At 64.7% G+C, this 26,504-nt stretch carries 24 protein-coding genes; 15 read left to right on the forward strand and 9 right to left on the reverse strand.

Going from position 1 to position 26,504, the window contains the following annotated elements:
- The first annotated feature begins 9 nt into the window (after window positions 1-9).
- The 7 genes from rplT (at window position 10) to pheT (ending at window position 6,878) form a co-directional block, all read left to right on the forward strand.
- Complete coding sequence (rplT, locus tag G489_RS0115245; RefSeq protein ID WP_029042248.1) at window positions 10-411, forward strand: 50S ribosomal protein L20; 402 nt, start codon at window positions 10-12, stop codon at window positions 409-411.
- Between the two features lie 186 nt (window positions 412-597).
- Window positions 598-1,689, forward strand: coding sequence for a phenylalanine--tRNA ligase subunit alpha (gene pheS / locus G489_RS0115250; RefSeq protein ID WP_035872864.1), 1,092 nt, complete (start codon window positions 598-600; stop codon window positions 1,687-1,689).
- 214 nt (window positions 1,690-1,903) lie between these two features.
- Window positions 1,904-2,320, forward strand: coding sequence for an ASCH domain-containing protein (locus tag G489_RS0115255; RefSeq protein ID WP_029042250.1), 417 nt, complete (start codon window positions 1,904-1,906; stop codon window positions 2,318-2,320).
- Window positions 2,310-2,852, forward strand: a complete 543-nt coding sequence (locus G489_RS0115260) for a hypothetical protein (RefSeq protein ID WP_035872865.1) — start codon at window positions 2,310-2,312, stop codon at window positions 2,850-2,852. The genes G489_RS0115255 and G489_RS0115260 overlap by 11 nt, the downstream gene beginning before the upstream one ends.
- 322 nt (window positions 2,853-3,174) lie before the next feature.
- Window positions 3,175-3,840, forward strand: a complete 666-nt coding sequence (locus G489_RS20940; protein ID WP_051332703.1) for a 3'-5' exoribonuclease domain-containing protein — start codon at window positions 3,175-3,177, stop codon at window positions 3,838-3,840.
- Window positions 3,837-4,448 carry an exonuclease domain-containing protein gene (locus G489_RS22015; protein ID WP_051332704.1) on the forward strand — a complete coding sequence of 204 codons (612 nt, stop codon included), beginning with the start codon at window positions 3,837-3,839 and terminating at the stop codon, window positions 4,446-4,448. The genes G489_RS20940 and G489_RS22015 overlap by 4 nt, the downstream gene beginning before the upstream one ends.
- A gap of 9 nt (window positions 4,449-4,457) precedes the next feature.
- Window positions 4,458-6,878, forward strand: coding sequence for a phenylalanine--tRNA ligase subunit beta (gene pheT, locus G489_RS0115280; protein ID WP_029042253.1), 2,421 nt, complete (start codon window positions 4,458-4,460; stop codon window positions 6,876-6,878).
- 60 nt (window positions 6,879-6,938) lie between these two features.
- On the opposite strand, the gene G489_RS0115285 is transcribed toward pheT, so the two are convergent.
- Complete coding sequence (locus G489_RS0115285) at window positions 6,939-7,766, reverse strand: glycosyltransferase family 32 protein (RefSeq protein WP_029042254.1); 828 nt, start codon at window positions 7,764-7,766, stop codon at window positions 6,939-6,941.
- Complete coding sequence (locus G489_RS0115290; protein WP_029042255.1) at window positions 7,763-8,647, reverse strand: glycosyltransferase family 8 protein; 885 nt, start codon at window positions 8,645-8,647, stop codon at window positions 7,763-7,765. The genes G489_RS0115285 and G489_RS0115290 overlap by 4 nt, the downstream gene beginning before the upstream one ends.
- 165 nt (window positions 8,648-8,812) lie before the next feature.
- On the opposite strand from G489_RS0115290, the gene G489_RS0115295 reads away from it, so the two are divergent.
- A complete protein-coding gene (locus G489_RS0115295) occupies window positions 8,813-10,066 on the forward strand; it encodes an O-antigen ligase family protein (protein WP_029042256.1) in 1,254 nt (417 codons plus the stop codon).
- Here G489_RS0115295 and G489_RS0115300 read toward each other — a convergent pair.
- Window positions 10,063-11,100, reverse strand: a complete 1,038-nt coding sequence (locus G489_RS0115300) for an aldo/keto reductase (protein WP_029042257.1) — start codon at window positions 11,098-11,100, stop codon at window positions 10,063-10,065. The two genes, G489_RS0115295 and G489_RS0115300, sit on opposite strands and share 4 nt — an antisense overlap.
- Window positions 11,101-11,243: 143 nt before the next feature.
- Here G489_RS0115300 and trhO point away from each other — a divergent pair, with 143 nt between their 5' ends.
- On the forward strand, window positions 11,244-12,290 hold the full coding sequence (gene trhO / locus G489_RS20950) for an oxygen-dependent tRNA uridine(34) hydroxylase TrhO (RefSeq protein ID WP_245578929.1): 1,047 nt from the start codon (window positions 11,244-11,246) through the stop codon (window positions 12,288-12,290).
- Between the two features lie 3 nt (window positions 12,291-12,293).
- On the opposite strand, the gene G489_RS0115310 is transcribed toward trhO, so the two are convergent.
- Window positions 12,294-13,094 carry a LytTR family DNA-binding domain-containing protein gene (locus tag G489_RS0115310; RefSeq protein WP_029042258.1) on the reverse strand — a complete coding sequence of 267 codons (801 nt, stop codon included), beginning with the start codon at window positions 13,092-13,094 and terminating at the stop codon, window positions 12,294-12,296.
- Window positions 13,095-13,212: 118 nt separating this feature from the next.
- Here G489_RS0115310 and G489_RS0115315 point away from each other — a divergent pair, with 118 nt between their 5' ends.
- From G489_RS0115315 to G489_RS22905, 3 genes are all read left to right on the forward strand, one after another.
- Window positions 13,213-13,701 carry a DUF2306 domain-containing protein gene (locus G489_RS0115315; RefSeq protein WP_029042259.1) on the forward strand — a complete coding sequence of 163 codons (489 nt, stop codon included), beginning with the start codon at window positions 13,213-13,215 and terminating at the stop codon, window positions 13,699-13,701.
- A gap of 138 nt (window positions 13,702-13,839) precedes the next feature.
- Entirely contained in the window at window positions 13,840-17,178 is a 3,339-nt protein-coding gene (locus G489_RS0115320; protein WP_029042260.1) for a GMC family oxidoreductase, read from the forward strand.
- 42 nt (window positions 17,179-17,220) lie between these two features.
- Complete coding sequence (locus G489_RS22905; RefSeq protein WP_210162616.1) at window positions 17,221-17,796, forward strand: transglycosylase SLT domain-containing protein; 576 nt, start codon at window positions 17,221-17,223, stop codon at window positions 17,794-17,796.
- Here the strand turns inward: G489_RS22905 and G489_RS20960 are convergent.
- From G489_RS20960 to G489_RS22625, 5 genes are read right to left on the reverse strand one after another with little or no spacing between them, the layout of a single operon-like run.
- The gene (locus G489_RS20960) at window positions 17,793-19,250 is read right to left on the reverse strand and encodes a protein adenylyltransferase SelO family protein (RefSeq protein ID WP_051332705.1); all 1,458 of its coding nucleotides are present in this window, start codon (window positions 19,248-19,250) and stop codon (window positions 17,793-17,795) included. The two genes, G489_RS22905 and G489_RS20960, sit on opposite strands and share 4 nt — an antisense overlap.
- The gene (locus G489_RS0115335; protein WP_029042261.1) at window positions 19,250-20,275 is read right to left on the reverse strand and encodes a sensor histidine kinase; all 1,026 of its coding nucleotides are present in this window, start codon (window positions 20,273-20,275) and stop codon (window positions 19,250-19,252) included. The genes G489_RS20960 and G489_RS0115335 overlap by 1 nt, the downstream gene beginning before the upstream one ends.
- Complete coding sequence (locus G489_RS0115340) at window positions 20,272-20,979, reverse strand: response regulator transcription factor (RefSeq protein ID WP_029042262.1); 708 nt, start codon at window positions 20,977-20,979, stop codon at window positions 20,272-20,274. Before G489_RS0115340 ends, G489_RS0115335 begins: the two co-directional genes overlap by 4 nt.
- Window positions 20,948-22,711 (reverse strand): DUF4153 domain-containing protein, encoded by a 1,764-nt coding sequence (locus G489_RS20965; RefSeq protein WP_051332706.1) that lies wholly within the window; start codon window positions 22,709-22,711, stop codon window positions 20,948-20,950. The genes G489_RS0115340 and G489_RS20965 overlap by 32 nt, the downstream gene beginning before the upstream one ends.
- Window positions 22,701-22,862, reverse strand: coding sequence for a hypothetical protein (locus tag G489_RS22625; RefSeq protein ID WP_162142444.1), 162 nt, complete (start codon window positions 22,860-22,862; stop codon window positions 22,701-22,703). The genes G489_RS20965 and G489_RS22625 overlap by 11 nt, the downstream gene beginning before the upstream one ends.
- A gap of 306 nt (window positions 22,863-23,168) precedes the next feature.
- Here G489_RS22625 and G489_RS20970 point away from each other — a divergent pair, with 306 nt between their 5' ends.
- From G489_RS20970 to G489_RS20980, 3 genes are all read left to right on the forward strand, one after another.
- Complete coding sequence (locus G489_RS20970) at window positions 23,169-23,681, forward strand: CAP domain-containing protein (RefSeq protein WP_051332707.1); 513 nt, start codon at window positions 23,169-23,171, stop codon at window positions 23,679-23,681.
- 78 nt (window positions 23,682-23,759) lie between these two features.
- Window positions 23,760-24,968, forward strand: a complete 1,209-nt coding sequence (locus G489_RS20975; RefSeq protein WP_051332708.1) for a GGDEF domain-containing protein — start codon at window positions 23,760-23,762, stop codon at window positions 24,966-24,968.
- 159 nt (window positions 24,969-25,127) lie between these two features.
- On the forward strand, window positions 25,128-26,378 hold the full coding sequence (locus tag G489_RS20980; protein WP_162142445.1) for a GGDEF domain-containing protein: 1,251 nt from the start codon (window positions 25,128-25,130) through the stop codon (window positions 26,376-26,378).
- The last annotated feature ends 126 nt before the right edge of the window (window positions 26,379-26,504 follow it).

Consider the following 26,504-nt stretch of genomic DNA (forward strand, 5'->3'; position numbering starts at 1 on the left):
GAGATTGACATGTCCCGAGTGAAACGCGGCGTAACCTCACACGCCCGCCACAAAAAGGTTCTCAAGGCTGCCAAGGGCTATTACGGCCGCCGCAAGAGCACCATCCGCACCGCCCGCCAGGCCGTCGAAAAGGCCGGGCAATACGCCTATCGCGACCGCAAGGCCCGCAAGCGCAATTTCCGTGCGCTCTGGGTGCAGCGCATCAACGCCGCTGTCCGCGAGCACGGGCTCACCTATGGCCGATTTATCGACGGCCTCAGCAAGGCTGAGGTTGCCGTCGACCGCAAGGTGCTTGCCGATCTGGCGGTGCATGAACCCGAGGCTTTCAAGGCGCTGGTCGACAGTGCCAAGGCTGCCCTGGGCTACCTCAAGGATGTCGAAGCGACGACCCACGCCCGGGTTTCCGCCTAACCATCCCACCCTCGCCTTTCTGAGGCCGAATTCTCAAGCCTTGCGCCCGCCATGCCTGACGGGCGCGGGGCTTGTTTCGTTTGTGCTTTCGTTTTTTCGTTCGCGCAATCGCTTGTGCTTTCAAGCCGGGACGTTAGAACAGGCACCCGACGCCGCCCATTCGACACAATGATTACTGGATTTGTTATGGCCAATACCGCCGACCTTGACGCGTTGCGTGCGCAGATCTCCGCCGACATTGCCAGCGCGGAAACGCTGGAGAGCCTCGATGCGGTGCGCGTGGGCGCGCTGGGCAAGAAGGGCTCGATCTCGGCACAGCTGGCAACGCTGGGCAAGATGACCCCCGAGGAGCGCAAGACCGCCGGCCCCGCGATCAACGGTCTCAAAAACGAGATCGCCGGCCTGATCGAAGAAAAGGCCGCCGAGTTGCGGGACAAGGCGCTCGAAGAAAAGCTCGCCCGCGAAAAGGTGGATGTCACCCTGCCGCTGTCGCCGGCGCCGAGCGCGGCGGGCCGGGTGCACCCGATCTCCCAGGTTCTCGACGAGATCACCGCGATCTTTTCGGATATGGGCTTTGCCATCGCCGAAGGTCCGGATATCGAGACCGACTATCTCAACTTCACCGCGCTCAATTTCCCCGAGGGGCATCCGGCGCGCGAAATGCACGACACCTTCTTCATGAAGGAAGACGAGAATGGCGAGCGCAAGGTGCTGCGCACCCACACCTCGCCGGTGCAGATCCGTACCATGCTGAGTGAGGAGCCGCCGATCCGCGTCGTGATCCCGGGCCGCACCTACCGGCATGACAGCGATCAGACACACACCCCGATGTTCCACCAGCTCGAAGGGCTGGTGATCGACAAGTCGAGCCATATCGGTCAGCTGCGCTGGGTGCTTGAAGAGTTCCTCAAGGCGTTTTTCGAGGTCGAGAACGTGACGACCCGGTTCCGCCCGAGCTTCTTCCCCTTCACCGAACCCTCGATGGAAGTCGATGTTCAATGCGACCGGTCGGGCAAGGATGTGAAGATCGGGGAAGGCGAAGACTGGATGGAGATCCTGGGCTGCGGCATGGTCCATCCCAATGTCATCCGCAACTGCAAGCTCGACCCCGATGTCTATCAGGGCTTTGCCTGGGGCATGGGGATCGACCGGCTGGCCATGCTGAAATATGGCATGCCGGACCTCAGGGCCTTTTTCGACGGCGACAAGCGCTGGCTCGACCATTACGGCTTCAAGCCCTTCGAGATGCCGACGCTGTTTGGCGGGCTGACGAGCTGAAGGCTCGGGCCTCAGGGTGCGCTTGCCGGACCACGAGGGGAGCCAATCGCACTCCGGTCCTCGTCTTTCGGCAAGCTCAGGATGAGGACTTGGCCGGATGAGGACTTGGCCGCATGAGGACTTGGCCGCATGAGGACTTGGCCAAAAAAAGCATTGGCCGGATGGCCACTTGAATACCGGGCAGCATGAGAACTCAGCTTGAGGAGAGGTATCGATGACCCTGCCGGAAAAATACAAGAATGCGCCCGCTTATCCCTTCGGCGACAGCCCGGAGCTGGCGGATCAGCTTCTGGCGCTGATCCTGTCGGGCAAGAAGACCGCGACCTGCGGCGCGCTGCGCGATTATGGCGAGGGCGAGGGTCTTGAGCCCATGCCCTATCCCGGCCGGCAGGATGTGGTGCTCGACGGCCGTGGCCGCCCGGCCTGCGTGATCGAGAATGTCTCGGTCACCATTCGCCGATTCGACGAGGTCGATGAGGATTTCGCCGTCGCCGAAGGTGAAGGCAGCGCAGCGGACTGGCGCCGTTTCCATGAAGGTTTTTTCGGGCGCAATGGCGGGCACAGCCCGGACATGGAACTCGTTTGCGAGCGTTTCAAACTGGTGGAGGTGTTCCCCCGCGATGACGCTTAGGGCCGCATCCCTCGGGGCCTTGCCCCTTGCTGTCCTTTTGAGCGTTGCCGGCCCCTCTGTGGCCGGCGCGACGGAACTCTATTGCCTGACCTTTGATGCCCGGACCTATGGTGACGGCTGGGTGCGCCCCGGTCCGAATGACGAGGACTTCACGCCACCGCCCGCGCTGCCGCTGACGCGTAGCCTGTCGGCGCTTGAAAAAGACCTCGGCCCGTTCCCGCCCGGTCTGCCGGGCGAGGGCAATGTGTTCGAATTCTGGGTCGACATCGAAACCGGCGAGTGGACCGAGCGGGTCATTCATGGCCGCGCCGGCACGACGGATGGCGGGACGTTCGAGATCCTGACCGACGGCGCCGGCTATGGCGCCGACTGGGTCGGGGTGACGACCGAGCTGGCCGAAATGCTGCGCATCGATCTCAAGTCGATGCCCATGGCGTTCCTGCGCACCCGCCAACACCAATGGCTTGAAACCGGCACCTGCATCGACACTGAAGGGCGTCAGTTCTTCGACGGGCAGGAGGTGGTGGAATGATCGCACGCGCCACCGCAACCCTCATGGCCCCCACTGCCCTCACCGCAGGCGCCTGCCCCGCCCTCACCCTGAGCACCCTTTCCGCCCTCACCCTGAGCTTGTCGAAGGGCGAGAGCGGCCACAGCCGCTCAGCTCATTCCCCGTCCCTCGTGGTTCGACAAGCTCACCATGAGGGACTCAGGATGAGGATTGATCCAGTTATCGCCGGCTGCGCCTGCCCCGATGTCACCTCCCCCCTTGCGGGGGAGTGCCTAGCGCTTGGGCCAAGCGCAAGCCGGGACGAGCGGTCCCGGCAGCGTAGGCACGGGAAGGGGGTGTCCAGTTGACTGAGCAAGATTTCGCCCAAAACGTCGTCACGCCCGAAGACGTGACCTATGTCGTGACCGATATCGAGACCGATGGGCATTCGCCCTTGCGCAATTCGATGCTGAGTTTTGCCAGTGTCGCAGTGGCGCGGGATGGCTCGGAACGCGGCGAGTTCGAGGCCGTGCTGGCCCCGCTCGACGGCCGCGAACCCGATCCGCGCACCATGGAGTGGTGGAAGGGCTTTCCCGAGGCCTATGCCGCCGCGACGACCGATCCCGAGCCCGCCGAGACCGTGATGGCGGAGTATGCGGACTGGGTTGAAGCCTTGCCCGGCGAGAAGGTCTTTTGCGCCGCGCCGATCATGTTCGACGGGCCGTGGATGGATCACTATCTCGACCGTTTCGCCGAGGCGCGGGCGCTGGGCGGCCCCTTTGCCGGGCGGCAATTGTTCCGCGGCGGCGGCATCTGCCTTTACACCATGGCGGGTACGCTGCGCGGCGCGCCTTATCTCAACTGGGGCATGCAGCGCCTGCCCACATGGTGCTATGGGGACATCCCCCACACCCATCATGCCATCGACGATGCGCGGGGCTTCGCCCAGGTGCTCGTCAACCTGTTCAAGATCGCGGGCGAGCTGCCCGGTATTCCGGAAGCGGCACCGGCCACAGGAGGCCCGGCATGAGCGAGATCGTGACCTATGTCGTCACCGATATCGAGACCAACGGGTTGAGCCCGATCCGGCACTCCATGCTCAGCCTTGCCTCGGTCGCCATCGATCAGGACGGCAACACGCTCAGCGAATTCGAGGCTAATCTCAGCCCGTTGACAGACCGGACCACCGATCAGGTGACAGATGAATTCTGGACCCGCCAACCGGAAGCGCATGCGGCCGCGACAACAGGTGCCGAACCGGCTGACAATGTGATGGCGCGCTATCGCCGCTGGGTCGAAGGCTTGCCGCGCCCACGGCTTTTCGCGGCCCGGCCTCTGGCCTTTGATGGCGGATTTGTCGACCACTATCTAGACCGGTTCACGGGCTGCCGCACCTTTTGGGGCGACGAGCATACCACGCCGCTATTCGATGGGGCCGGACTCGATATGGCGAGCTTTGCCGCCGCGCTGATGGGCCCCGAGCATGTCACCAAGACCCGCGCCAGCTTCGAGACAAGCTGGTATGGCGGGCACGATCATTCCCATAAGGCAATCGAGGATGCGCGTGGCTACGCCGCCGTGCTCGGCCGCCTTCTCAAACTGTCCACCGGCGCCCGAGGCGCCATTCAAACCGCATAGGCTGGCGAGATGAAATTCACCATCGATTGGCTCAAGGACCACCTCGACACCGAGGCAAGCAATGCCGAGATCATCGACACCCTGACCATGGTCGGGCTCGAGGTCGAGGAGGTTGAAGACCAGGCCAAGGCGCTCGCCCCGTTTGTCACCGCCTATGTGATCTCGGCGGAAAAGCACCCCAATGCCGACAAGCTGAAGCTGTGCAAGGTCGATACCGGCTCTGGCGAGCCGGTACAGGTCGTTTGTGGCGCGCCCAATGCACGCACCGGCATGAAGGGCGTGTTCGCGGCGCCGGGCAGCTATATTCCGGGCTCCGATTTCACCCTGCAAAAAGGCGTCATCCGCGGCGAGGCGAGCAATGGCATGCTGTGTTCGGAGCGCGAATTGCTGCTCTCCGAAGATCATGACGGGATCATCGAACTGCCCGAGGACGCGCCGGTCGGCGTGCCCTATACCGACTATGCCGGGATCGACGGCGTGGTGATCGATATCGCGATCACCCCGAACCGGGGCGATTGCACCGGCGTCTATGGCATCGCCCGCGATCTGGCCGCCGCCGGCATCGGCGAACTCAAGGACGGGTCGGTCAAACCGGTCCCTTCTTCTTCGGCCGAAACCCCCTCGATCGAACTGCGCTTCCCCGGATCGGACAATCCGGCCTGTCTGATGTTCGCGGGCCGGCTGGTCAAGAACATCAAGAACGGCCCCTCGCCCGATTGGCTGCAGCAGCGCCTGATCGCCGTCGGGCTGCGGCCGATCAATGCGCTTGTCGATATCACCAACTATGTCTCCCTGGACCGGGGCCGGCCGCTCCACGTTTATGACGCCGACAAGCTCAAGGGCCAGATGCATGTGCGCATGGCCGAAAACGGCGAGAGCTTCCTCGGCCTTGACGGCAAGACCCACACCCTCGACGAGACCATGTGTGTGGTCGCGGATGATAATGGCGTATTGGGCCTTGGCGGCGTGCTTGGCGGTGAGGACACCGGCTGCACCGAAGAAACCACCAATGTGTTGATCGAATGCGCGTTCTGGGACCCGATGTCGATCGCCCAGACCGGGCGCAAGACCGGCATCGTCACCGATGCGCGCTACCGGCTCGAGCGCAATGTCGACCCGGCCTTTGTCGAGCCGGGCCTTGAACTGGCCACCCAGCTCGTGCTCGATTTCTGCGGCGGCGAAGCGGCGAAGCCCTTCATCGCGGGCAAGGCGGAAGCGCCCGAGACAATCATCGATTTCCCGCTTTCCGAAATCAAGCGGCTGACCGGGCTCGATATCAAATTCCCCGAGATCAAGGCGTTCCTCACAAGGCTCGGCTTCTGGGTCACGGGCAGTGGCGATGTGGTCAAGGTGGCGGTGCCGTCCTGGCGTGCCGATGTCGAGCAGAAGGCCGATCTGGTTGAAGAGGTCATGCGCATGGCCGGGGTCGACCGCGTGCCGGTCGATCCGCTGCCGCGCCTCTCTTCGGTCGCCCCGAAAATGCTGACTGTCATCCAGAACCGGCGGCGCATCGCCCGGCGGGCGCTGGCGGCGCGCGGGCTCGACGAAGCGGTCACCTGGTCGTTCATCGAGCATGAGCATGCGGTCGCGTTTGGTGGCGGCGGCCAGGATCTGCAGCTTGCCAACCCCATCGCCTCCGAACTGACCGATATGCGCCCCTCCCTCCTGCCGGGGTTGATCAGCGCAGCGCGGCGCAATTCTCATCGCGGCTTTGGCGAGTTGGGGCTGTTCGAGGTCGGTCAGGTGTTCGAAAACGACACCCCCGAAGGCCAGCACAATCATGCCACGGGCCTGCGCACCGGCACGGCGCGCTTTGGCGCCACCGGCCGGCACTGGCGCCACAAGGCGGAAAAGGTCGATGTGTTCGAGGCCAAGGCCGATGCGGCCGCGGTACTCGAGGCGCTGGGCTTCGACACCTCCACCGTGCAGGTGGTCGCCGAACCCGCCACCTGGTCGCATCCGGGACGGGGCGGACGTTTCCAGCTTGGCCCCAAGCGCATCATCGCCTGGTTCGGCGAGGTGCACCCCAGGCTGCTTGCCGAAATGGACATTGCTGGGCCGGTTGCCGCCTTCGAGATCGATCTCGACGCCATCCCCGAGCCCAAGGTCAAGCCGACCAAGGCCAAGCCGGCGCTCGACGTGTCCGATCTGATGGCGGTGAAGCGCGATTTCGCCTTCGTCGTCGACCGCTCGGTCGAGGCGGCGAAGATCGTCAAGTCGGCACGCGGGGCCGACAAGGGGCTGATCACCGATGTGACCGTTTTCGACCTGTTCGAAGGCGCTTCGCTCGGCGAAGACCGCAAATCGGTCGCCATCGAGGTGACGCTGCAGCCCAAGGACAAGACCCTCACCGATGCAGAGATCGAGGCCGTGGGCAATTCGATTGTCGCGGCAGTCGAGAAAGCCACCGGCGGTGCGCTGCGCGGCTGATACGGGTCACGATTGTCGAATCACAAAGGCAGGGGCACGCCCCTGCCTTTTTGCTGCCGGTCAGTCGAGGCCGCGCTTGGCCAGCTCCTGAGCAAAGAAGCTGCCCGGCGCCGGGGCCCGCAATTCGCTCGAGCCGCGCCCGGTCAGCGCGCTGCGCCACATGTGAACGCCGAGGGTTCTCTCAGTCACGACCCCTTCAATCCCCGTACCCGGTTCGAGCAGATCCGCCGCACGGCCATATCCGAGGGGGTAGAAGACGTCGCAGGGTTGCGCCCTGCCGATCAGGCCCTGTTGCCTCAGGAAATGAGTGAGCGGTGCCGGTCCGGTCACCCCGAACTGCATGTGATGCAGCGGTACGTTCTGGCCGAAGGCCTTGCGCAGCCCGATCTCTGCCCGCCGCCAGAACGGGACGCCGGGCGGTATGGCATCGCTGTCGAACAGGGCCAGCATGGCGGCGAGCACCGGGCTGTCCGCGGGCAGGCCCAGCACCGCGTTGTTGATCTCGGCCCGCCATAGATTGCGCCAGCCGGGGTCCTCGGCGATGCCATAGACATGATCACTCAGACCGGCAAAGGGGCGGATGCAGAGCATGTCGCAATCGGCCCACAGCCCGGCGCCGCGTTTCAACAGTTCGAGCCGGAAAAGGTCCGAGAAGACCGCAGGGCTGCGATTGTCCTTGTAAAAGAACATGCGGTCGCGTCCCGTCACCTCGCCGGCATCGCGCCAGTTGATACCGGCGGGCAGGTCGTCGGGGCGATCATAGGCATAGAGGTCGACCCTATGGCCCTGTTCGGCGAAGCTTGAAAGGCAAAGTCTTTCAAGCCAGCCCAGCGGCCCGTGCCAGAACGAGCAGATGACCGGCAGATCGTTCCCCTCGCTCCCGCTCATTTCATCCCGAGACGCTTCTTGAAGAAGTCGATCCACCATTTTTTCCACCGGTAGCGCATGTAGCGGTAGAAGAGCTCGTTGGTCATGGTGTGCCGGTACATGCCGGCAAAGGCCACGCCCGAGACCAGGTTCCACGGCCGGAACTCACCGGTGTAATGCAGGATCGCGACATTGTGGACGTGGGAGGTCGAGCGCGGATTGAGCAGGTTCCAGATCGGCTCGAGCGCCAGCCAGTTGTCCATGAAGATCAGGTTCAATAGATCCTGGTCGTAATAGAGCCGGTCAGCGGCACCGTTCTCCACCAGCTTCTCATAGACCTTCATCGGTTCGGCTTCGCGCCAGCCTTGGCGGTCGATCACCAGCATGCCGGAATTGAAATAGCGGTCCGCGGGGTCGAACAGATCGGCCTTTGTCTTGTGGGCCATGTCGCGCCCGGAGATGATCGAGACCGACCAGGGGTCGGCGACCGCTGCGATGGGATGACCTTCGAGGTCGAGCTCATAGAGCTGCTCGATGGGGGCGCGCACCATCATGTCGCAATCGAGATAGATCACGCGATCGATTTCGGGCGGCAGGATCTCATCGATCATCAGCCGGCCATAGACGATCAGCGGCCAGCGCTGATGGGCGCTGGCATTGCCGAAGCGCTCGAGAAAGACCGCGTTTGTGTCGAGATCATAATAGTGCAGGGCGGCGCCGAACTCGGGGGGGATCTTGTCGAGATCGGCGCGCTGCACATCGTTGAGCGTCTGGTGGAACAGGTGGAAATTGAGGTCTCCCCGCCTCTTGGTGGACAGACAGATCGAGCGCATCAATGCATAGGCTGGCGCCCAGAAATGTCCGTCAAATGCCAGAACGATGTGGATCGGCTTGCCGCTCATACTGCCCTCTCAGCCCGGAGGCCGTTCCTTATCACATTGACCGCCGGCGGCAATGGCGACGGCCCGGTTCCAGCCCATAGGATTTGAGCGGACTTGCACCCGCTTGTCGTGCAGGCTAACCCTCACCTGCCTGTAGCCGTTCCGGCCCGCACCAAAGGGGTATTTGTGAGTCATCGAGCCATCTTCGGCTGGCTGTTCCTTCCGGTCGCAACGCTGAGCCTGGCGCTGTTCAACACGATGAGCGCCTATGTGCTGATGCTGATGGCGCTGCTGGCTCCGCTGGTTGTGCCGGGCCTGGCGCCCTGGCGCGCTGCCTGGGGTAATATCGCGGTCAAGGGATTCATCCTCGCTTTCGGGCTGGTCGGGCTCGCCTCGGGGCTGAGGGCCGTCGTTGCAGGAGACGTTGAAGCGCTTTCCGCGCTCGTCAATTTCCTGCCCTTTGCCCTGGCGCCGCTTGCCGCCATGGCGATCGTTCAGGCTGGGCACGCCAATGCATCGCGATGGCTCAGCATTCTCAGCCTGCTGGCGGTCCTGGCCGGGTTTGCGGTTGGCTTGGAGCAAGCCCTGATCGAGGGTGCGCGCCGTTCCAGCGGCTTTGACGACAATCCGATATGGCTCGGGGATTTCGCCGTCCTGTTCGGCTTCCTCGCGGCCACGGGCGTCTTCGCCTTCCGCCCCGTCTGGCGTTTCTTGTTCCTTGCCGGGCCAGCCATAGCCGTTGTGACCGTGGTGCTATCCGGCACGCGCGGCGCGGCCCTCGCCTATGCCGCAGGGCTTGTCGTCTTTGCCGGCTTCTCGGCCATTGCGCTGCGCCGCCATCCCGGGCGCTGGCCGGTACTCGGTATTGCGGCAGTGGCGATTGTCGGCGCAGCCCTGATTGCCGTCCCGCGGCTGGATCTTGACCGGTTCACGGCCATCCCTTCGCTGATCACGACCGGATTGACCGAAGGCGCGACAGAGGACCGTTCCGCCAACCACCGGCTCGAGTTCCTCAAGGCCGGTGCAGGCGCGTTCGCCCAGTCCCCGGTCTATGGCCATGGCTGGAACGCCAAGTTTTCCGCCGCCGAGCCGATGATGGCGGAGTTCGCGCGTCAGGAGAATGACGGTGCGGGCTTCATGCATCTGCATAACGACCCGCTCAACTTCGCGGTCGGGCTGGGGCTGATCGGATTGCTCGGATATGCGGTTGTCATGCTGGCGCCGCTGATCGCGGTCTGGCAGTCACCCCGCGACAGTCAATTCTTCCAACGCAGCTACGCCATGGTCAGCCTCGTTGCCATTATCGGCGCTGCCGGTATGACCGACTCCATGTTCCAGTTCGAGGCACCAAAAGTGCTTTATGTGACGATGGCGATGATCATCCTGTTCGGGCTCAGGGACGAGCCGGTCCGGCCCGCCCCCAGAATCGAGACCGGTTAGCGCAGCCAGCCCTGCGGGCGGGGATGCAGTTCCATCAGCCCATTGATGGTCGCAGCATCGATCTCGGCGATTTCCTCGTCGCTCAATGTCAGATTGTCGAGCACGCCGAGATTGTCCTTGAGTTGCTCGAGCGTGCGCACGCCGATAAGCGCCGAGGTCATTTCGGAGCGCCGCAGCACCCAGGACAGGGCCAGCTGCACCATGGACTGGCCGCGCCGTTCGGCGATGGCGCCGAGGTTTTCGACCGCCTCGAGCACATTGGGTTCGATATGGCTCTGGCGCAGGGACGAATTGGCCTCCTCGGCGCGGGTGCCGGACTTGGCGCCACGATTATATTTGCCGCTCAACACCCCCTGGGCCAGCGGGGAGAAGGCGATCATGCCGATACCCAGCTCGCCACAGGCATCGATGGTCTTGTCGTCCTCGATCCAGCGATTGAGGATCGAATAGGACGGCTGATGGATGGTGAGCGGCACGCCCATGTCCTTGAGGATCTGGTGGGCCTTGCGGGTTTCGGCCTCCGGATAGCTCGAAATCCCGACATAAAGCGCCTTGCCCTGATGCACGAGACTCGCCAGCGCCCCCATGGTTTCCTCGAGCGGGGTTTCGGGGTCATAGCGGTGGGAATAGAAGATATCGACATAGTCGAGCCCCATGCGCTTGAGGCTCTGGTCGCAGCTGGCGATCAGATATTTGCGCGAGCCGAATTCGCCATAGGGCCCCTCCCACATCTCGTAACCGGCCTTGGATGAAATAATCATCTCATCGCGATAGGGCTTGAAATCGCGCGCCAGCACCTGGCCGAACAACTCTTCGGAAGAGCCGGGAGGCGGGCCGTAATTGTTGGCGAGATCGAAATGGGTGATGCCCTGGTCGAACGCGTAGCCGAGGATTTCGAAGGCGGAGGGATAATCGCGATTGCCGCCGAAATTCTGCCACAGCCCAAGCGAGACGACAGGGAGCTTGAGGCCCGAACGGCCTGAATAACGGTATTGCATGGCATCGTAACGCGACGCAGCGGCGCGGTAAGTCATTGGGGCATCTCCGAGAAAGAACCGGTAAACTCTGGCACAGGGCCAGAGCCGCATCAAGCAGACCAATTCTGCCCTATGCCTCCGCCCTTCCGCACCCAGGCCTGCGGCAAGGGGTGTCTTGGCGCGGGCAATCGAGGAGTGATATGAGCGGCACAACACCCAGCAAGGCCGCCATTCCGATGCCCGCACAATGCCCCGTCACCATCGTTGCGCTCTACAAGTTCTGTCCCTTGCCGGACAGCGAGGCGCTGCGCGCACCCCTGCTGGCCCTGTGCGAAGCCGAAGGCATTCGCGGCACGCTCCTGCTGGCGCCCGAAGGGATCAACGGCACGGTCGCGGGGCCCGACACGGGCATCAGAAGACTGATCACTCATCTCGAGACGGACCCGGCCTGGGCCGGGCGGTTCGAAGGCGCCGAGGTCAAATATTCCCACGCCGAGACCATGCCCTTTCCCCGGCTCAAGGTGCGGCTCAAAGCCGAGATCGTGACCCTCAGGGCACCCGAAGCCGATCCCAACACGCTTGCGGGCACCTATGTGGCACCGAAAGACTGGAACGCTGTGATCAGCCGGGACGATGTCGTCGTGATCGACACACGCAATGATTACGAGGTGGCGATCGGCAGCTTCGCCAATGCCCTTGACCCCGGAACCAAAAGCTTCACCGAGTTCAAGCAATATGTCGAAGACGAGCTCGACCCGCGCTCGAACAAGGCGGTGGCGATGTATTGCACCGGCGGCATCCGCTGCGAGAAGGCCTCGGCCTATCTGAGGCATAAGGGATTCGAGACGGTCTATCACCTCAAGGGCGGCATTCTCGCCTATCTCGAACAGGTGCCCGAAAATGAAAGCCTGTGGGACGGAGCCTGTTTCGTGTTCGACGAGCGGGTCTCGGTCACCCATGGGCTCAAGCCCGGCGAACATCAGCTGTGCCGCGCCTGCCGCATGCCGCTGACCGAACAGGACCGCGCCCATCCCGACCATGTCGAAGGCGTGCAATGCGTTCACTGTGTCGGGGAGAAGGGCGAGAGGGCCCGTCGCCGCGCCCGGGAACGCCAGCGCCAGATCGAGATCGCCCGTGCGCGCGGCCAGGCGCATATCGGGGATGACGCCAGAACCGCCGCTGAAAAGAACAAGGCCGCCGCCAAGCGCAAGCGCGCCGCCGACCGGGCCCGCGCCACCAGGGCTTAGAGTTCAGGTCAGAATCCCTGCCTCACGCGCCGCCTCGAGCCGGCCGCGGCTGATCGGCAATTCGCGACCATCGGTCAGCACCACAACCGCCGCGCCCTTGTGGCGGCGGGCGCTCCGGATCGCGTCGAGTGCCACCCAGTGCGAGCGATGCAGCTGGATGCCGGGAATGGGCGCGGCCTCGTCGATGGCATCGCCGAGCCGCATCAGCAACAGCGTCTTGCCCTTGTCGGTGACGACTTCGACATAGTGGTCGGAGACCGACAGGCTCAGTAATGCTCCGCGGTCCTGCACCGCCAGCCGGTCGAGCAGCTTCGGCCGTGGTGGCGCCTCGGCCACCGCACCCGCCTCACCGGCTTCCGCCACGGTGCCGGCGCGGGATTCGACCATGGCAAAGCCCGCCACCACCGCGATCGAAATGATGACGCAATAGACCGTGTTAAGCAGCAGCGCGGCGGGGTCTGCATAAAGAACCCCGAAGGTCATGGCGTTGATCGCCCAGACGACGAAAGAGACCGGCAGGCCGGCGGCGACGCCGCCCACAACCACGCCCAGCATCATGGATTTGAACCGGTGTTCGACGAGGCGGAGCGTAAAGGCCCCGAAAAAGTGCCCGGTGACATAGGCGGTGGCGAGAAGAACAACCCAATAGACAAGGCGCGGGCCGATCGGGAGGTAGTCGAACGTGCCGAACGGCCCCGATAGCCCGAGGATCAGCGCCACAAGCACGAAGATGCCCGCAAAGGCCGGCTGGGTCATGGAGCTGCGCATTTCGCGAAGCGTCAGTTGCAATGCGTTGTCGCCCACGTAGCCGGTCCTCAGTCCGCGAATGGCGGTTTGCGGTTGCCCGCCTTTTTGCGCGAGCTCGCTCCCACAGTCAATTGCACGGGCCGCCTGCCGGTCCCGAGACAAACGGGAGACCATGATGAACCTTGCACCGCTGATGACCGCTTCACCCGCCGTCCAGATCCATGTCGCCTCCGCTGTCGCCGCCATGGCGCTGGGCGCGCTCGTCCTGTTCCGCCGCAAGGGTGGCCGTCATCACAAGCTGATGGGCCGCGCCTTCGGGATTGCCATGCTGATCGCCGCGCTGAGCTCGTTCTGGATTTCCGGCATCAGAATGGTCGGTCCGTTCAGCCCCATTCACCTCATCTCGGTGTGGACGCTGATCGCGGTGGTGCTGGGCGTGATCCAGGCGCGCCGCGGTGATCTGCAGGCGCATCGCGGCACCATGGTCGGGCTTTATGCCGGCGGCATCGGGGTCGCGGGCGGGCTCAGCCTGTTGCCGGGCCGGGTGATGAACGAGATCGTGTTCACCTCCGGCACCGGGATCCTGGTGTTCGCCGCCGGTGCGGCCCTTGTCGGCGCTGCTCTTTATGTCGGCGGACGCCGCCGGCGGATCCGCGCGGCCTGAGGCGTTTCGACCATTAGCATACGGGTTCGCGATATTGCCAAGGCCACCGATCCTCCATATGACTCGCGCAGGGAAGTGCATAGTATGCATGTGAGTGCGCGTTGCGGGCCGTAACGCCAAGCGGTGAGGATAGTTGGCGTGGCAAAACGCAAGCCGGGAAGCGACATCGTGATTGTCGGAGGCGGCGTTGCCGGGCTTTATGCGGCCCGTTGCCTCGCGGATGATTTCGGCTTCACCGTCACCCTTGTCGAGGCCGGCTCCGCCAATCCGCACAAACCGGGCGTGGCGCCCGGCGCCTGGCAGGCAGCGGCAGGTGAAAGCGCGCCCGGCCTGCCGGTACACCTTTCGGCGGAAGGCGAGGACACCGCGCCATTCGGCGTCCATACCGCGTCAGGGCTTGGTGGCGGGCTCAGCCAGTCGGGCCAGGATTACCTGGTCGGACAGCGCCAGGACTATTTCTCCTGGTCCCATTATATCGGCACCGGACGGGAATGGTCCTATATCGACCTGCTGCCGCATCTCAAATCTGTCGAAACCAACAGGGTGCTGGCCAATTCCTATCATGGCGCCAAGGGGCCGATCGCGGTCGATCTGCCCGGCTATCTCTATCCGGGCACCCGCGAATTCCTGCTGGCAGCACAGTCGCGCGGGCACGGGGTCAATCCCGATTTCAACGGCGAAATCCAGATGGGCTCGGGGCTGGTGCCGCAAATGCGCGCCAAGAGCGCCGATAGGCCCGAACGCTTCGACCCGGTCGAAATGGTTGCCGGGCTCGCCGACAAGAAAGGCCCGGTCCACATCGTCACCGATGCGGTGGTCACCGGCCTGACCTTTGAGGGCAACCGTGTCACCGGGGTCGAATACCGAAAAAAGGGCAAGGGCCGGTCCCGCGAGATCGTGGCCGAGCGCGAAGTGCTGCTTGCTGCCGGTGCCATTGCCAATGCCAAGCTGATGCTGTTGTCCGGCATCGGACCGGGAGACGAACTCAAGCAGATCGGGGTGGCCCCGCGCGTCGAGCTCAAGGGGGTGGGCGACAATCTTCAGATCCACCCGATGATCCCGCTCGTGACCCGCGCGCTCGACGGGGTGCCCCATGTCGATCCGGTCAAGGCGGCCAAATCCTGGCGCGACCGGCTCAATTATCGCTGGTTCGGGGGCGGCCCGCTTTCGGTCGCCGGCGACGAGGCGGCGGTGTTCTTCGATCCGCTCGGCAATGAACGCCCGGGCATGGAAATGCGGTTTGCACCGTTCCTGCACCGGGCGCTTGCAGGCAGCGGCGTGGCGCGCGACGGGGCGATGAGCCTCATGGTCTCGCTGTTGCGCCCCCGGGCCCGGGGGCGGGTTCAGCTGTCGCATTCCGATCCCGCCCGTCCGGCGCGCATTACTTACGATGCGCTGGGGAACGAGACCGACGCCAAATTGCTGATTGCCGGGCTCAAGCGGGCCCGCGAGATCTTTCTCGCCGACCCGCTGGCGAGCCTTGTCGAGCCCGATTTCGCGCTCGGACCGGAGAACTGGCACGAGGACAGCGAGATCGCCGAGTACTGCCGGGCGCAATTGCGCTTCACCGGCATGCCGGCGGGCACCGCCCGCATGGGCCCCGATCACGATCCGCTCGCCGTGCTCGATCCGCAATTGAGGGTGCGCGGCACCGAGGGGCTGCGGGTTATCGATGCCAGTGCCATGCCGTTCCTCACCTCGGGTGCCGGGGTCGTGCCGGCGCTGGCGATTGCCGGGCGCGCCGCACAGGTCATCGCCCGCGCCCATGGCCGCGAAACCCGCAAGCCGGTGGAGGAACCGACAAAGCCCGCGCCGAAGCGCAGCGAAACGCCGCCGCCCGCCAAGCCGCGTGATACCGGCACCGGCAGCACCCGCCCCTCGCTCAAGCGCCGCTTCGGGAACCTCGGCAAAGCATCGGCAACAACCACATCGGCGGCAGCCGCAGCCGCGGCGGCTGACACCGCGCCGCCCGACACGCCGAACCCTGACAAACCGCCGGTCGAAAAGCCCGCTGCGCCCGGGACTGCCATTCCGGCCCAGCCCGCAGCGGAGAAGCCGGGACCGGAAGAAGCGGCCAAAGTGGAAACCGGCAAGGCACCGGCGTCGTCTGAAACAACCGCCGACGCCGCGCGCACCGAACCGGTCTTCGAGGGTGAAGAGACCAGGGTCACGGCAAGCGAAGAGCCTGCCCCCATCGAGGTGACTGCTGCTGAACCTGCCGCCGATGCGCCTTCGGTCGCCATTGCGGGCGAATCGCCGGATGCCGATAGCGCACCCAGGGTGGAGGGGGAAACCCGGGACAAGCCGGGCGAAGACCACACGCCTTCTGCCGATGCCGGGGAAAAGCCGTCACCCGAAACGCACACGGAAGAGACACCGACTGCCAAATTGGCGCAGGATCCGGCGGCGCAAGATCCAGCGGTCCGAGATCCAGCGGTCGAAGTTCCAGCGATCGAAGAACCGGCGACCGAAGAATCGGAGGCTAAAGAATCGGAGGCTGAAGAATCGGCGGTCGATGCGCCGGTTGACAGCGCTCCCGCATCTGCGCCCGCGGATCAGGGCGAGCACGAAGCCGAGGAACTGGCCAGTTTGCCGCCCGAGACCACGGCGCATGAAGAAAAGGCCGAGTGGAACAAGCCGGCAGCGCAGCCCGAGCCCCCGCAGGAGCCTGCCGCCGCATCGGACGAACCGCCCGCCTCCGACGCAAGCGATGAGACCCGCGACGCCGAGGAGCGCGTCTCCCTGCCGCCGGAAATGACGCCGCATGACGAATTGGAGGCGCTGGTGGCCAAGGCGGCGCTGCGCAATGTGCAAAAGGATGTGCCCGACGCAGTCTCGACGACAGCGCCCGCGGCGTCGCCTGAAACACCGGCAGCATCTGAAACACCGGAACCGTCCGAGGAGCCGGCCGCGCCTGTGGCGGCCGAAGATGAAGCGCCGGCCGAACCGGCCGCACCACCCGAGTCGGAGGCCCCGGCTCAGGAGACGGTGGGCGGGACATCGGCAATGACCGAAGTCTCACAAGAGCCTGAGACACCTCAAGAACCCGAGGCTGAAGCGGAATCTCCTGCCGAGCCGGAAACCGCTGAAGCACCGCCCAGCATTCATGCCAGCCCTTCGGCGGAAGCCGCCGAGACCGCACAGACAGAAGCGACCGCTCCGGAAACGGTAACGGAAGAACCGGCGCAGGCGCACGAGGCGGACACCGAGCCAACACCGGAACAAAGGGACGAGCGGGAAGACGAACCTGAAGAACTGGTCGGCGCCAAGGACATCGCCAATTCCACGGATGCGGGAGAGCCCACAGAGCAATCCGAATCCGAAAAGACAGCTGAGTCCCAAGACACGCCCGACTCACAAGACACGTCCGAGTCTCAAGAGAAGTCCGAGACACAAGAGCCGCCCAAATCCGAAGACGATCCCGAGCCGGAAGCAGAGCAAAAGCCCAAACGCCCGATTCCCGACGAGCTTTTCTAGAGCCGGGCAGGGCCGGATCGAGGCCGGCAGCGGGCGTTCGAGATGCATCGGCTCACCATCATGCCGCCGCAATGGCCCGTCAAAAGGCGCGAAACTGGTGTGCCGGAACAGGTGTCGATGCGGGCGATCCTTGTCATATATCTGCTGTTTGCTGCGGTGGCGTGTTCGCCGTCTATCGGCCCCGGCTCTTCGAGTGGCGGATCGGGGATCATCGCCACCCTTACAGCGCCCGATTTCTCCCAGCCCAACAATCCCGGCTCCCCCGAGGTCAACCGGCTGATCGCCAAATATGCCGCGATCTATGATGTGCCGCCCTCGCTGGTGCATCGGGTCGTCAGACGCGAGAGCACCTATAATCCGGCGGCGCGCAACGGCCCCTATTACGGGCTGATGCAGATCCTGCCGCAGACCGCCCAGACCATGGGGTATCGCGGCCCGCCCTCGGGCCTGCTCGATGCCGAGACCAATCTCAAATATGCGGTCAAATATCTGCGCGGCGCCTATATCGTGGCCGAAGGCGACCACGACCTTGCGGTGCGCTATTACGCTTCGGGCTATTATTATCACGCCAAGGCCAAAGGCCTGTTGGTCGAGACCGGTTTGCGCCCGGCAAGTTAGTCGGCTTTTGGGGTCGGCGTGAAGACGTCCGCCCCGCCCGGGCCGTTGCCATAGGCCTCGCCCATCTCCCGGATCTCGGCGATTGCTTCCTCGAAGGCAGTCCAGTCGTCATCCTCGGCGATCGGCGCCCAGATCGCTTCCATTTCCTCGATCACCATCGAGCGCGGTTGGGGCCGCGTGAAATAGGCATGATCGAGCCTGAGACCACCGCGCGGTTCATGCGCTTCAAGCGCCATGCGGAACGGCACGAAACTGCCGCCGCGATAGGCCGCTGCGAGCGGGCCGGCGAGTGCCCGCTCTTCGCTCCTGAGCCCGCCATACCAGTCGAAAAACACCTGTTCGAACGGTGCCTGGCTGGCTTCGAGAAACCCGAAGAGGCCGGTCACGGTGGCCGTATCTGCTTCTTCGCCTGCCGATTTGAGCCCCAACCGGGCCAACACCCGCGCGCGGAATTCGCGCTGGAAAGCAGGCCAGAACGCGTTGAGCGCCGGTTCCAGCGTTTCGCGGTCGGACAAGGGCATCAGGCATTCGGCAAGCCGGGTCAGGTTCCAGGCCAGCGCCTCGGGCTGGCGGCCATAGGCATAAAGCCCGGTCTCGTCGAAATAGGCGGCGGTGAAGCCGGGTTCGTAATGCGGCAGGAACCGCCAGGGGCCATAATCGAAGCTTTCCCCGGTGATGGTGATGTTGTCCGAGTTGAGCACCCCATGCACGAAGCCCGCCGCGACCCATTGTGCGCCAAGCCGGGCGACATGAAGCGCCACCGCCTCGAGCAGCGCCGCGGCGGTCTCGCTCACCGAACCGCGTTCGGCCTCGGGCAGGTAGTGGGTGACGCTATGCGCCACCAGTTTTTCGAGCGCTTCGGTGTCTTTCTCAAAGGCAAGACGCTGAAATGTGCCGATGCGGATATGGGAATGGCTCAGCCGTGTCAGCACAGAGGAGCGGGTCGGCGAGGGTTCGTCACCGCGCAACAGCTGTTCGCCGGTCTCGATGAGCGAAAAGCTCTTGGAAGTATAGACCCCGAGCGCTTCGAGCATTTCGCTCGCCAGCACCTCGCGCACCCCGCCCTTGAGCGTCAGCCGTCCGTCGCCGCCACGCGAAAACGGGGTCCGGCCCGACCCCTTGGTGCCGAGATCGAGCAGGCGGTTGTCCTCGAGGTCGCGGAGCTGGGCGAACAGGAACCCGCGCCCGTCCCCGATCTCAGGGTTATAGGTGCGGAACTGGTGGCCGTGATAGGCCAGCGCCAGGGGCTTTTCGAACGTGCCCGCAAGCGGTTTGAAGCGCCCGAAACGCTTCTGCCATTCGGCTTCGTTCAGCGCGCCCAGCCCGACCCGCTCGGCCCAGCGCTGATTGCGGAAGCGGATGTCGGTTTTCGGGAAATCGGCCGGTTCGACCGGTACGAAGAATTTGTCGCCAAGATCGGCATGAATGGTTTCAGGCTTGGGGGCAGACGCCATCAGCGCTCCGGGCCGGGGTGCACCGGCAGTTCGATGACAAAGGCTGCCCCGGCCTCGCTTTGACCAAGGGCAATGGTACCGCCATGGCCTGCCACAAGCGCGGCGGTGATGTCGAGGCCCATGCCGGTGCCGCCCTTCTCGCGCCTTGTGGTGAAGAAGGGCTCGAAAATGCGCTCGCGATTGCCCGGGGAAACGCCCGTGCCATTGTCGGCGATGCGGATGATGCCGCGCAGGCCTTCGCGCGTGACGGTCACCACCAGGCTGTTCGCGCCGTGCTCGGCAGCGTTCTCGGTCAGATGGGTGAGGATCGCGGTCAGCGCCGCCTCACCGATGGCGAGCGGCAGATTGGCGGGACCGTTGACGGTGATGGCGAGCCCGTCAAACCGCTTTTCGAGCCCGCCCATGATCATGGCGATATCCGCCGGGCCGGGGGTTTGTTCGGCCTCGGCCATGGCGATCGCCCGCAGCCGGGCAAGCAGCGCCTCGAGCCTTGCGGTGTCGGCGATGATATTGGTGAGGAACCGTTCGCGCTCCGCCTCGGTCATGCCGGCATCGCCGGCCTCGCGCATCAGCTCGGCGGCCCCGCGAATGGCGCTGACCGGGCTCTTGAACTCGTGCGAAACGTGAGCGGCGAAACTCGCCGCGCGGTCACGGCGGTCGACAAGGTGTCGGGCGAGATCGAAAAAATGCTGGGACAGGGCGGCGATCTCCGCCGTGCCATAGGCGGGCAAGGGCGTGATGGCGGCGCGGCCGTCGCGGCGGATGGCGGTGCTGGCGCGGGTGAGGTCGCGCACCGGACCGGTCAGGGTGCGGGCGAAGACGAAGCCGATAACAACAGTCGCGACGATGACCCCGAGCGCCACAAGGCCAAGGCTCAGAAGCTGCCCCACGCCACGGCTTTCGGTGAGCACAACATAGACGCCGACCCCGCCGAGCGACAGCGCCAGCACACTGCCGAGCACGGCGGCAATCACCAGCGGCAGGGACGGCCGCCATTTGCGGGTCACGCGGGGAGTGTCCGTCACGCGCCAATACCGTTCGGCCCGCCCAGCCGGAAGCCGATGCCATGCACGGTTGTGATGGCCTCGGAACAGCCGGCGTCAGCCAGCTTGGCGCGGATATTGCGGATATGGCTGTCGACGGTGCGGTCTGAGACTGCGAAATCGCCACCATAGGCCGCCTGCATGATCTGGCCGCGGGTGAAGACCTGGCGCGGCCGGGCGGCAAAGATCGAGAGGATCTCGAATTCGAGCCCGGTCAACGCGACCGGATTGCCCTCAAAGCTTACCAGCCGCGCTTCCGCTTCGATCGTCAGCCCCGGCAGGGCCTGTTTGCCATGGGCAGCTTCGGTCGACGGGGCGGCGACATAGCGCTTGAGAATGGTCTTGACCCGCGCCACGACTTCACGGGGGCTGAACGGCTTGGTGACATAGTCGTCGCCGCCGATCTCGAGACCCAGAATGCGGTCGATTTCCTCGTCGCGGGCGGAAAGGAACAGGATCGGCACTTCGGACACCCGCCGGATGTCGCGGCAGAGTTCGAGCCCGTCCTTTTCCGGCAGGCCGACATCGAGGACGATCAGATCGATCCCGCCGCCACCGAAACGCGCAAGCGCCGACGCACCATCCTTCGCCGTCTCGGTGGCCATGCCGGCCCTGTCGAGCGCAAAGCACAGCACCTCGCGGATATGGGGGTCGTCATCGACCACCAGGATGGTATGTCCCGCCATCTGTTTCGCCCCCTGCCGCAGTCTCGTCTTGCACAGTCTCGTCTTGCACGGTCTCGTCTTGCGCGGTCTCGTTTCGCGCTGTTGACGGTGCCCTCACCGGTTTGTCGCGCACCGGTTCCGCGTCTTCCGGTGCCGGTGCTTCACTGTCATCCGGCTTTGTGGCGGCTTCGCGGTCCGCCTCCGCCTCAAGCCCTTCGACATAGCGCATCATGCGCCAGTCGCGAAAGGTCCAGAGCCGCCAGTCGGCCTGGCGTTCGGCCAGAAGCCGTTTCTGGATCCCCACGCGGCTGCCGGCGCCAAGGTCGCTGATATGCGCAATCAGATAGGCGCCATCAGGCACATCGCCGGCTTTGTAATGGTTGTGGTCGAGATTGTAGCGGGTGATGAGGCTCGAAAAGTCGACGAAGCAGGCGCCATAGATCAGCGCCATCGCCGCGAGTCCGTTGACCCCGATGAGCCAGGCGAGAGCATAGGCGCGGCTCAGCTTGACGATGATCAGCACCAGCCCCAGCGCCACCAGCCCCATCCACAAGAAGGCGGCGACGCGCAGATGGGTCAGGCCGTAAGCTTCGACGTAAAGCCCGAGCCGGGTCATCGCCGAAGCGACCAGCAGCACATTCTGGGCAACCCAGATCATCGTCAGCCAGCGGATCGGGCGCGAGGCCGCCGCGGTGCTGCCGGGCCGGGTCGAGAGAATGACGAAGCCCGCCGCCAGCAGCGCGGTCACGATCAGCGGATAGGCACCGCGATGGGCGTATTGGGCATAGGTCAGGCCCTCGGGCAGCGCCGCACCGCCCCAAAGGATCGCAATGTCTGAGACCGATTGCAGCGCGAACAACAGGTTGAACACGATCAGCGATCTCAGGATCGAGGCATCGTTGAAGAGCGCCTTGCCCAGCATCGCTTCGGCAAGTGGCGCCTCTGCCGCCTTTGCCTTTGCGCGACGCCGCATGGTCATGGCGATGAACGGCCAGACCAGCGCGCCGGCGACCAGAAACTCGATGGCATGCACCGGGGTCAGCCAGGAGAGATTGACGAAGGTCCAGATATTGACGGTCGCCAGCTCGAACACCGGATTGGCGTTGACGAACAGCGCCGCGAAGATCAGCGCCACACCCAGCGGCAGGATCCAGCCGGTCAGCCCGCCGGGTTTCAGGTGGATCTGGGCCGGCAGGACGATGATGGCCACGAGCCCGCGGAACCATTGGGCGGGCACCGACAGCACGAAGCCGATCAGCGCGCCCGGCGCGGCGACCGGTCCGCCATCCAGCCGGCCGGCGGCATAAAGCGCCAGAAGCCCGAGCATGCCGAGGGAGGCCAGCACCGAAAGCGAGCTGACATTCTCAACCAGGGGCAATGTGGCGCCGACAAGCAACAGACCCGCCGGCCAGGTCGGGCGGTGCCGGAGGCCGGGCCAATGCGCCGCGATGACGGCCAGACCCGTCAGTGCCACGAACAAGGTCGCCGACAGCCCCAAGCCAAGGGGCGAGTAGACATGGCCGCCGAGAAGGAAAGGAATAATGAGCAACACGCTGAGGATGAAGCTGATGCCGACCGGCGTACCCTGCCCGGTTGTTTCAACCGTCATAAACATCAAGGGGCTCGCCGCCATCAGTGCGATCAGGGCTGCGAGGCCGAAGCGGCGAAGGGTGCGGTTCGGGCGCTTGGGCAGGCGTGCTGCCGGCGGTGACGTGATGCGGCCAGCCGGTGCATCCATGGTTTCATCGCTCATGATGCTCTCCCCCGTCAGTGCCGGGTTCGGGCCAGCCGACATGAAAGCGGGCCCGCCGGCGTTCGGCAGGAGGCAGAAGGGCGGCGTGGCGGGCAAAGGCCGAACCGGCCTCCGTCAGCCACCAGCTGTCTGTGGCGATGCGCTCAGGCATCGGCGCGCCGCGAGGGGGAAAGCCCGCGGGACGCAAGCGGTGTGAAGGGTGGGAATATGCAGCCTTTGTCATGCCGGTGATGATGCCGGGCCAATCGGCACATCATCGCGGCGGGTTTGCGCAAGCCTTGCGCATTCATGTGCAGAAAGCGCGCAGCCGAATACCCGTCGCGCGCAGCCTATGGGTTCTGACCCTGCCCTCGAACGCCCATCCGCCTTGATTTCGACCCGTTTTGCCCTTTTTCAGAGATGGGGCGACTGATAAACCCCGTGAAGTGTTCGCCCCCAGCTCTTGGAGAATCCCCGGATGCAGCGCCGTGTTCTGATCGGATTATTTGCCTCAACGCCGTTTCTCACCGCCTGCACCTTTGGCAGTAGCAGTGATTTCGATCCGGTCTCGGTCGATCAGCGCGCCGCCGAAGCCGCGATCAACGAAATCCGGCGTCAGCACGGGCTTCAGGAGCTGCATCATGACCGCGTCCTGCAGATCGCGGCCAATAACCAGGCCCGGCTGATGGCCGAGGCCGACACGATGAGCCACAGCGTATCAGCGGGCAATGATTTCGGCGCGCGGATCAAGCGCACCGGCTTTTCCGGTCCGGCAGCCGAGAACCTTTCTGCCGGCCGGGTTTCGGTGTCCTCGGCGCTTGGCGGGTGGATGCGGTCGCCAGGCCATCGGCAAAACATGCTCAATCCGGCCTTTGACGCCTATGGGCTGGCTGCCGCCCGTGTTGGGCCGGAGCGCGACAGCCGCTACGGTATTTACTGGGCGATGCTGCTGGGCGGCCCGCGCCCGCAATTCGTGCCGCGCAGTGTGTGATCTTCTCGCGGGTTTTTCAGCGTTTAGAACAGGGTAACTCCACACTGGTATCGTTCGGGATCGTTTGAAGGAGGCACCGTGCCCCTCGATCCTGTCCCCGTTCTGTTTGCGACCAACTGCCTGTTTGCGCTGGTCGCAGCGCAGATGATCTATTTCTGGCTACAGAACCGCCACGCCATCTGGCTGCTGTGGTGGGCTGCGCCGTTCCTGATCGCCATCGCGGCACTGGGTGCCTATGGCAGCGGCCCGGTTGCGGGCGAGGCCCTGGACCTCGCCTGGCCGCAGGCCGTGTTGCTCACCTGTTTCTGGTGCCTGTGGCAGGGGGCGCGGCTGTTCGAGCGGCGCCGGATCACGGTCTGGCCAATCCTTGTGGCGGCAGGGGGCTGGGTGCTCGCCTGCCAGATCCCCGAATTCGCTCAGAGCGTGCCGCTGCGGGTCTCGACGTCTTCAGTAGCGCGGGCCGCTTTTCTTGGCATGACCGCGTTCGAATTCTGGCGCGGCCGGACAGAACGCCTGCCGTCCCGGCGCATGGCCATCATCATTGCCGGTTCGCTCGCCGCTTTCAGCGCCTTCCGGGTGTTTGCAGCCTTTTTCCTGCCCTTCCCGCTTGGCGGTCTTGAGCCGACCCAGGCGGCCTTCGTCATTCAGACCGGAATCGTGATCGCGCATGGTGCCACGCTGACCTTGCTGATCGTGTCTCTTTCAAAGGAGCGCGAAGAACGCACACAGCGCCAGTTCGCCGCCCACGATCCGCTGACCAGCCTCAGAAACCGCCGCGCCTTCGAGGAGGACGCGCCTGCGATTGCCCGGCGGCAGGCGAGGCGCAACGCCCCGCTTTCGGTGTTGATGTTCGATCTCGATCACTTCAAGAAAATCAATGACCGGTATGGTCACAGGGCCGGTGACATGGCGCTCATCGCCTTCGGGGCGATCGCCGAGGCGCGGCTGGGGGCGCAGCACTCGCTTTACAGGCTTGGCGGGGAGGAGTTCTGCGCGCTCTTGCCCGGCACGACCGACCGAGGCGCGCGCAAGATCGCCAATCGTATCCGCCGCGAATTCGCCGACAGCTTCGAGACCTTCGATTTCGTGCCGCCCCTGCCCAGCGTCAGCGTCGGTATCGCAACCTCCATCGCGGGAGAGGTCAGTCTCGAAACCCTGTTGCAGCGCGCCGACCGGGCGCTTTATGTCGCCAAGGCGCGAGGCCGCAACCGGGTGATCCTGGCCCGCGACCAACTCGGGCTGCGGCTGCGGGCGCCGGTGACCGGACCGGAGACCGCGGGGGCCTGACCGCCCTGAAACCGGTTAAAGTACCAATTTCATACCGGCTGGTCCCGGGAGACGCTTTCCCGGTTTGAAATCCTGCAGATATTTGCAGCTGGCGTTCAATTGTTTAGATGCCGGTAACCGGCTGGATATAGGGTTTTCCCCTATTCAGGGGGGATGCGCTTGCCCGTTGATTTCTACACATTGAGGCTGCTGGGCACGGTCATCATTGCCCTTGTATCGCTTCAGCTGGTCTATTTCTGGTCTCAGAATCGACGCGCCACATGGCTTTTGTGGTGGGCGGCGCCGTCGGCCATGGTGGCGGGCACCTTCTTCGCCTATCGCGATGCAACGCCCAAGGGCACGCCCATCGACATGATGGTTTCGAACGCGCTGGTATTTGCCACCTTCTGGTGCATCTGGCAGGGCACGCGCACCTTCGAGCGGCGCCAGGTCTCGCCATGGCCGCTGGTGGCGGTGATCGCCCTGTGGTCCGGTCTCGTGCTCTTGCCTGGCTTTGCCGACAGCGTGCCGCTGCGCGTGGCCCTGGCCTCCATGGTGATGGCCGGGTTCTCCGCCCTCGCGGCGCATGAACTCAAGCGCGGACACAAGGAAGATCTGCCGTCGCGCCGGGCCGCCACGCTGGTCATCAGCGTCCTGGCGGTCTTGTGCGGGTTCAGGGTGCTCGGGGCGTTCTTTCTGCCCTTTCCGCTTGGCGGGTTGCCGCAGACCAGCGATGCAGCCTCGCTCTATGTCATGGTGATCCTGATCGTTGCCGGTTCGGCGACGGTCCTGATGGTGTCGATGAGCAAGGAGCGGCTCGAGATCGTTCAGCGCGACCGGGCCCTGCGCGATCCCCTGACCGGGCTGCGCAACCGCCGGGCGCTCGAGGAAGATGCCCACAGTCTGATCCGGGCCGGGGGCAACCGGGAACCGGTCTGCCTGATGATCTGCGATCTCGACCTGTTCAAGGTGATCAACGACACTTATGGCCACAGCGCCGGGGATGCGGTGCTGGTCGCTTTCGGCGCCATCGCCGGCTCGCGGCTGCGCAAATCCGACGGGCTCTACCGCCTGGGGGGCGAGGAATTCTGCATCCTGCTGCCAGGCTGCGACGGCACCGCGGGCGCGGCGATCGCCGAGCGCGTCCGAAGTCATTTCGCCCAGTCCTTCCGCGGGCCCGATCTGGCCCCGCCCTATCCGAGCGTCAGCATCGGGGTGGCGGCGGGCACCGCAGGCAAGACCGATCTCGAAACCCTGATGCGGCGGGCCGACCGGGCGCTTTATGTCGCCAAATCGCGCGGCCGCGACCGGGTGGTGCTGGCGCGGGGCCGCCGGAAGGCCTCGGCCAGGCCGGCCGATGGCCACCGGGAACCGGATCCGCCCACGCCATGCGCCTTGCCGGCGCCGGCGCCCGCCACTTCAGCCGCGTGAACCGTCAGCCGGGGTCAGCAGACAACCGGGCATGGCTGCAGTTCGGGTGTTGCCCTCATTTCGGGTTTTGCTTGGCCGGTGCCATCGGATAGGCTCGCCCTCCCGATTGCACACAAAATTGTTGCC

The organism is Cucumibacter marinus DSM 18995 (assembly GCF_000429865.1).
GTDB lineage: Bacteria > Pseudomonadota > Alphaproteobacteria > Rhizobiales > Devosiaceae > Cucumibacter > Cucumibacter marinus.

Excerpts from the sequence above, each read along its gene's own strand:
- rplT (WP_029042248.1), top strand. The coding sequence starts at position 10 with ATGTCCCGAGTGAAACGCGGCGTAACCTCACACGCCCGCCACAAAAAG.
- pheS (WP_035872864.1), top strand. The coding sequence starts at position 598 with ATGGCCAATACCGCCGACCTTGACGCGTTGCGTGCGCAGATCTCCGCC.
- G489_RS0115255 (WP_029042250.1), top strand. The coding sequence starts at position 1,904 with ATGACCCTGCCGGAAAAATACAAGAATGCGCCCGCTTATCCCTTCGGC.
- G489_RS0115260 (WP_035872865.1), top strand. The coding sequence starts at position 2,310 with ATGACGCTTAGGGCCGCATCCCTCGGGGCCTTGCCCCTTGCTGTCCTT.
- G489_RS22015 (WP_051332704.1), top strand. The coding sequence starts at position 3,837 with ATGAGCGAGATCGTGACCTATGTCGTCACCGATATCGAGACCAACGGG.
- pheT (WP_029042253.1), top strand. The coding sequence starts at position 4,458 with ATGAAATTCACCATCGATTGGCTCAAGGACCACCTCGACACCGAGGCA.
- G489_RS0115285 (WP_029042254.1), bottom strand. The coding sequence starts at position 7,766 with ATGAGCGGGAGCGAGGGGAACGATCTGCCGGTCATCTGCTCGTTCTGG.
- G489_RS0115290 (WP_029042255.1), bottom strand. The coding sequence starts at position 8,647 with ATGAGCGGCAAGCCGATCCACATCGTTCTGGCATTTGACGGACATTTC.
- G489_RS0115300 (WP_029042257.1), bottom strand. The coding sequence starts at position 11,100 with ATGACTTACCGCGCCGCTGCGTCGCGTTACGATGCCATGCAATACCGT.
- trhO (WP_245578929.1), top strand. The coding sequence starts at position 11,244 with ATGAGCGGCACAACACCCAGCAAGGCCGCCATTCCGATGCCCGCACAA.
- G489_RS0115315 (WP_029042259.1), top strand. The coding sequence starts at position 13,213 with ATGAACCTTGCACCGCTGATGACCGCTTCACCCGCCGTCCAGATCCAT.
- G489_RS22905 (WP_210162616.1), top strand. The coding sequence starts at position 17,221 with ATGCATCGGCTCACCATCATGCCGCCGCAATGGCCCGTCAAAAGGCGC.
- G489_RS20960 (WP_051332705.1), bottom strand. The coding sequence starts at position 19,250 with ATGGCGTCTGCCCCCAAGCCTGAAACCATTCATGCCGATCTTGGCGAC.
- G489_RS0115340 (WP_029042262.1), bottom strand. The coding sequence starts at position 20,979 with ATGGCGGGACATACCATCCTGGTGGTCGATGACGACCCCCATATCCGC.
- G489_RS20965 (WP_051332706.1), bottom strand. The coding sequence starts at position 22,711 with ATGAGCGATGAAACCATGGATGCACCGGCTGGCCGCATCACGTCACCG.
- G489_RS22625 (WP_162142444.1), bottom strand. The coding sequence starts at position 22,862 with ATGCCTGAGCGCATCGCCACAGACAGCTGGTGGCTGACGGAGGCCGGT.
- G489_RS20970 (WP_051332707.1), top strand. The coding sequence starts at position 23,169 with ATGCAGCGCCGTGTTCTGATCGGATTATTTGCCTCAACGCCGTTTCTC.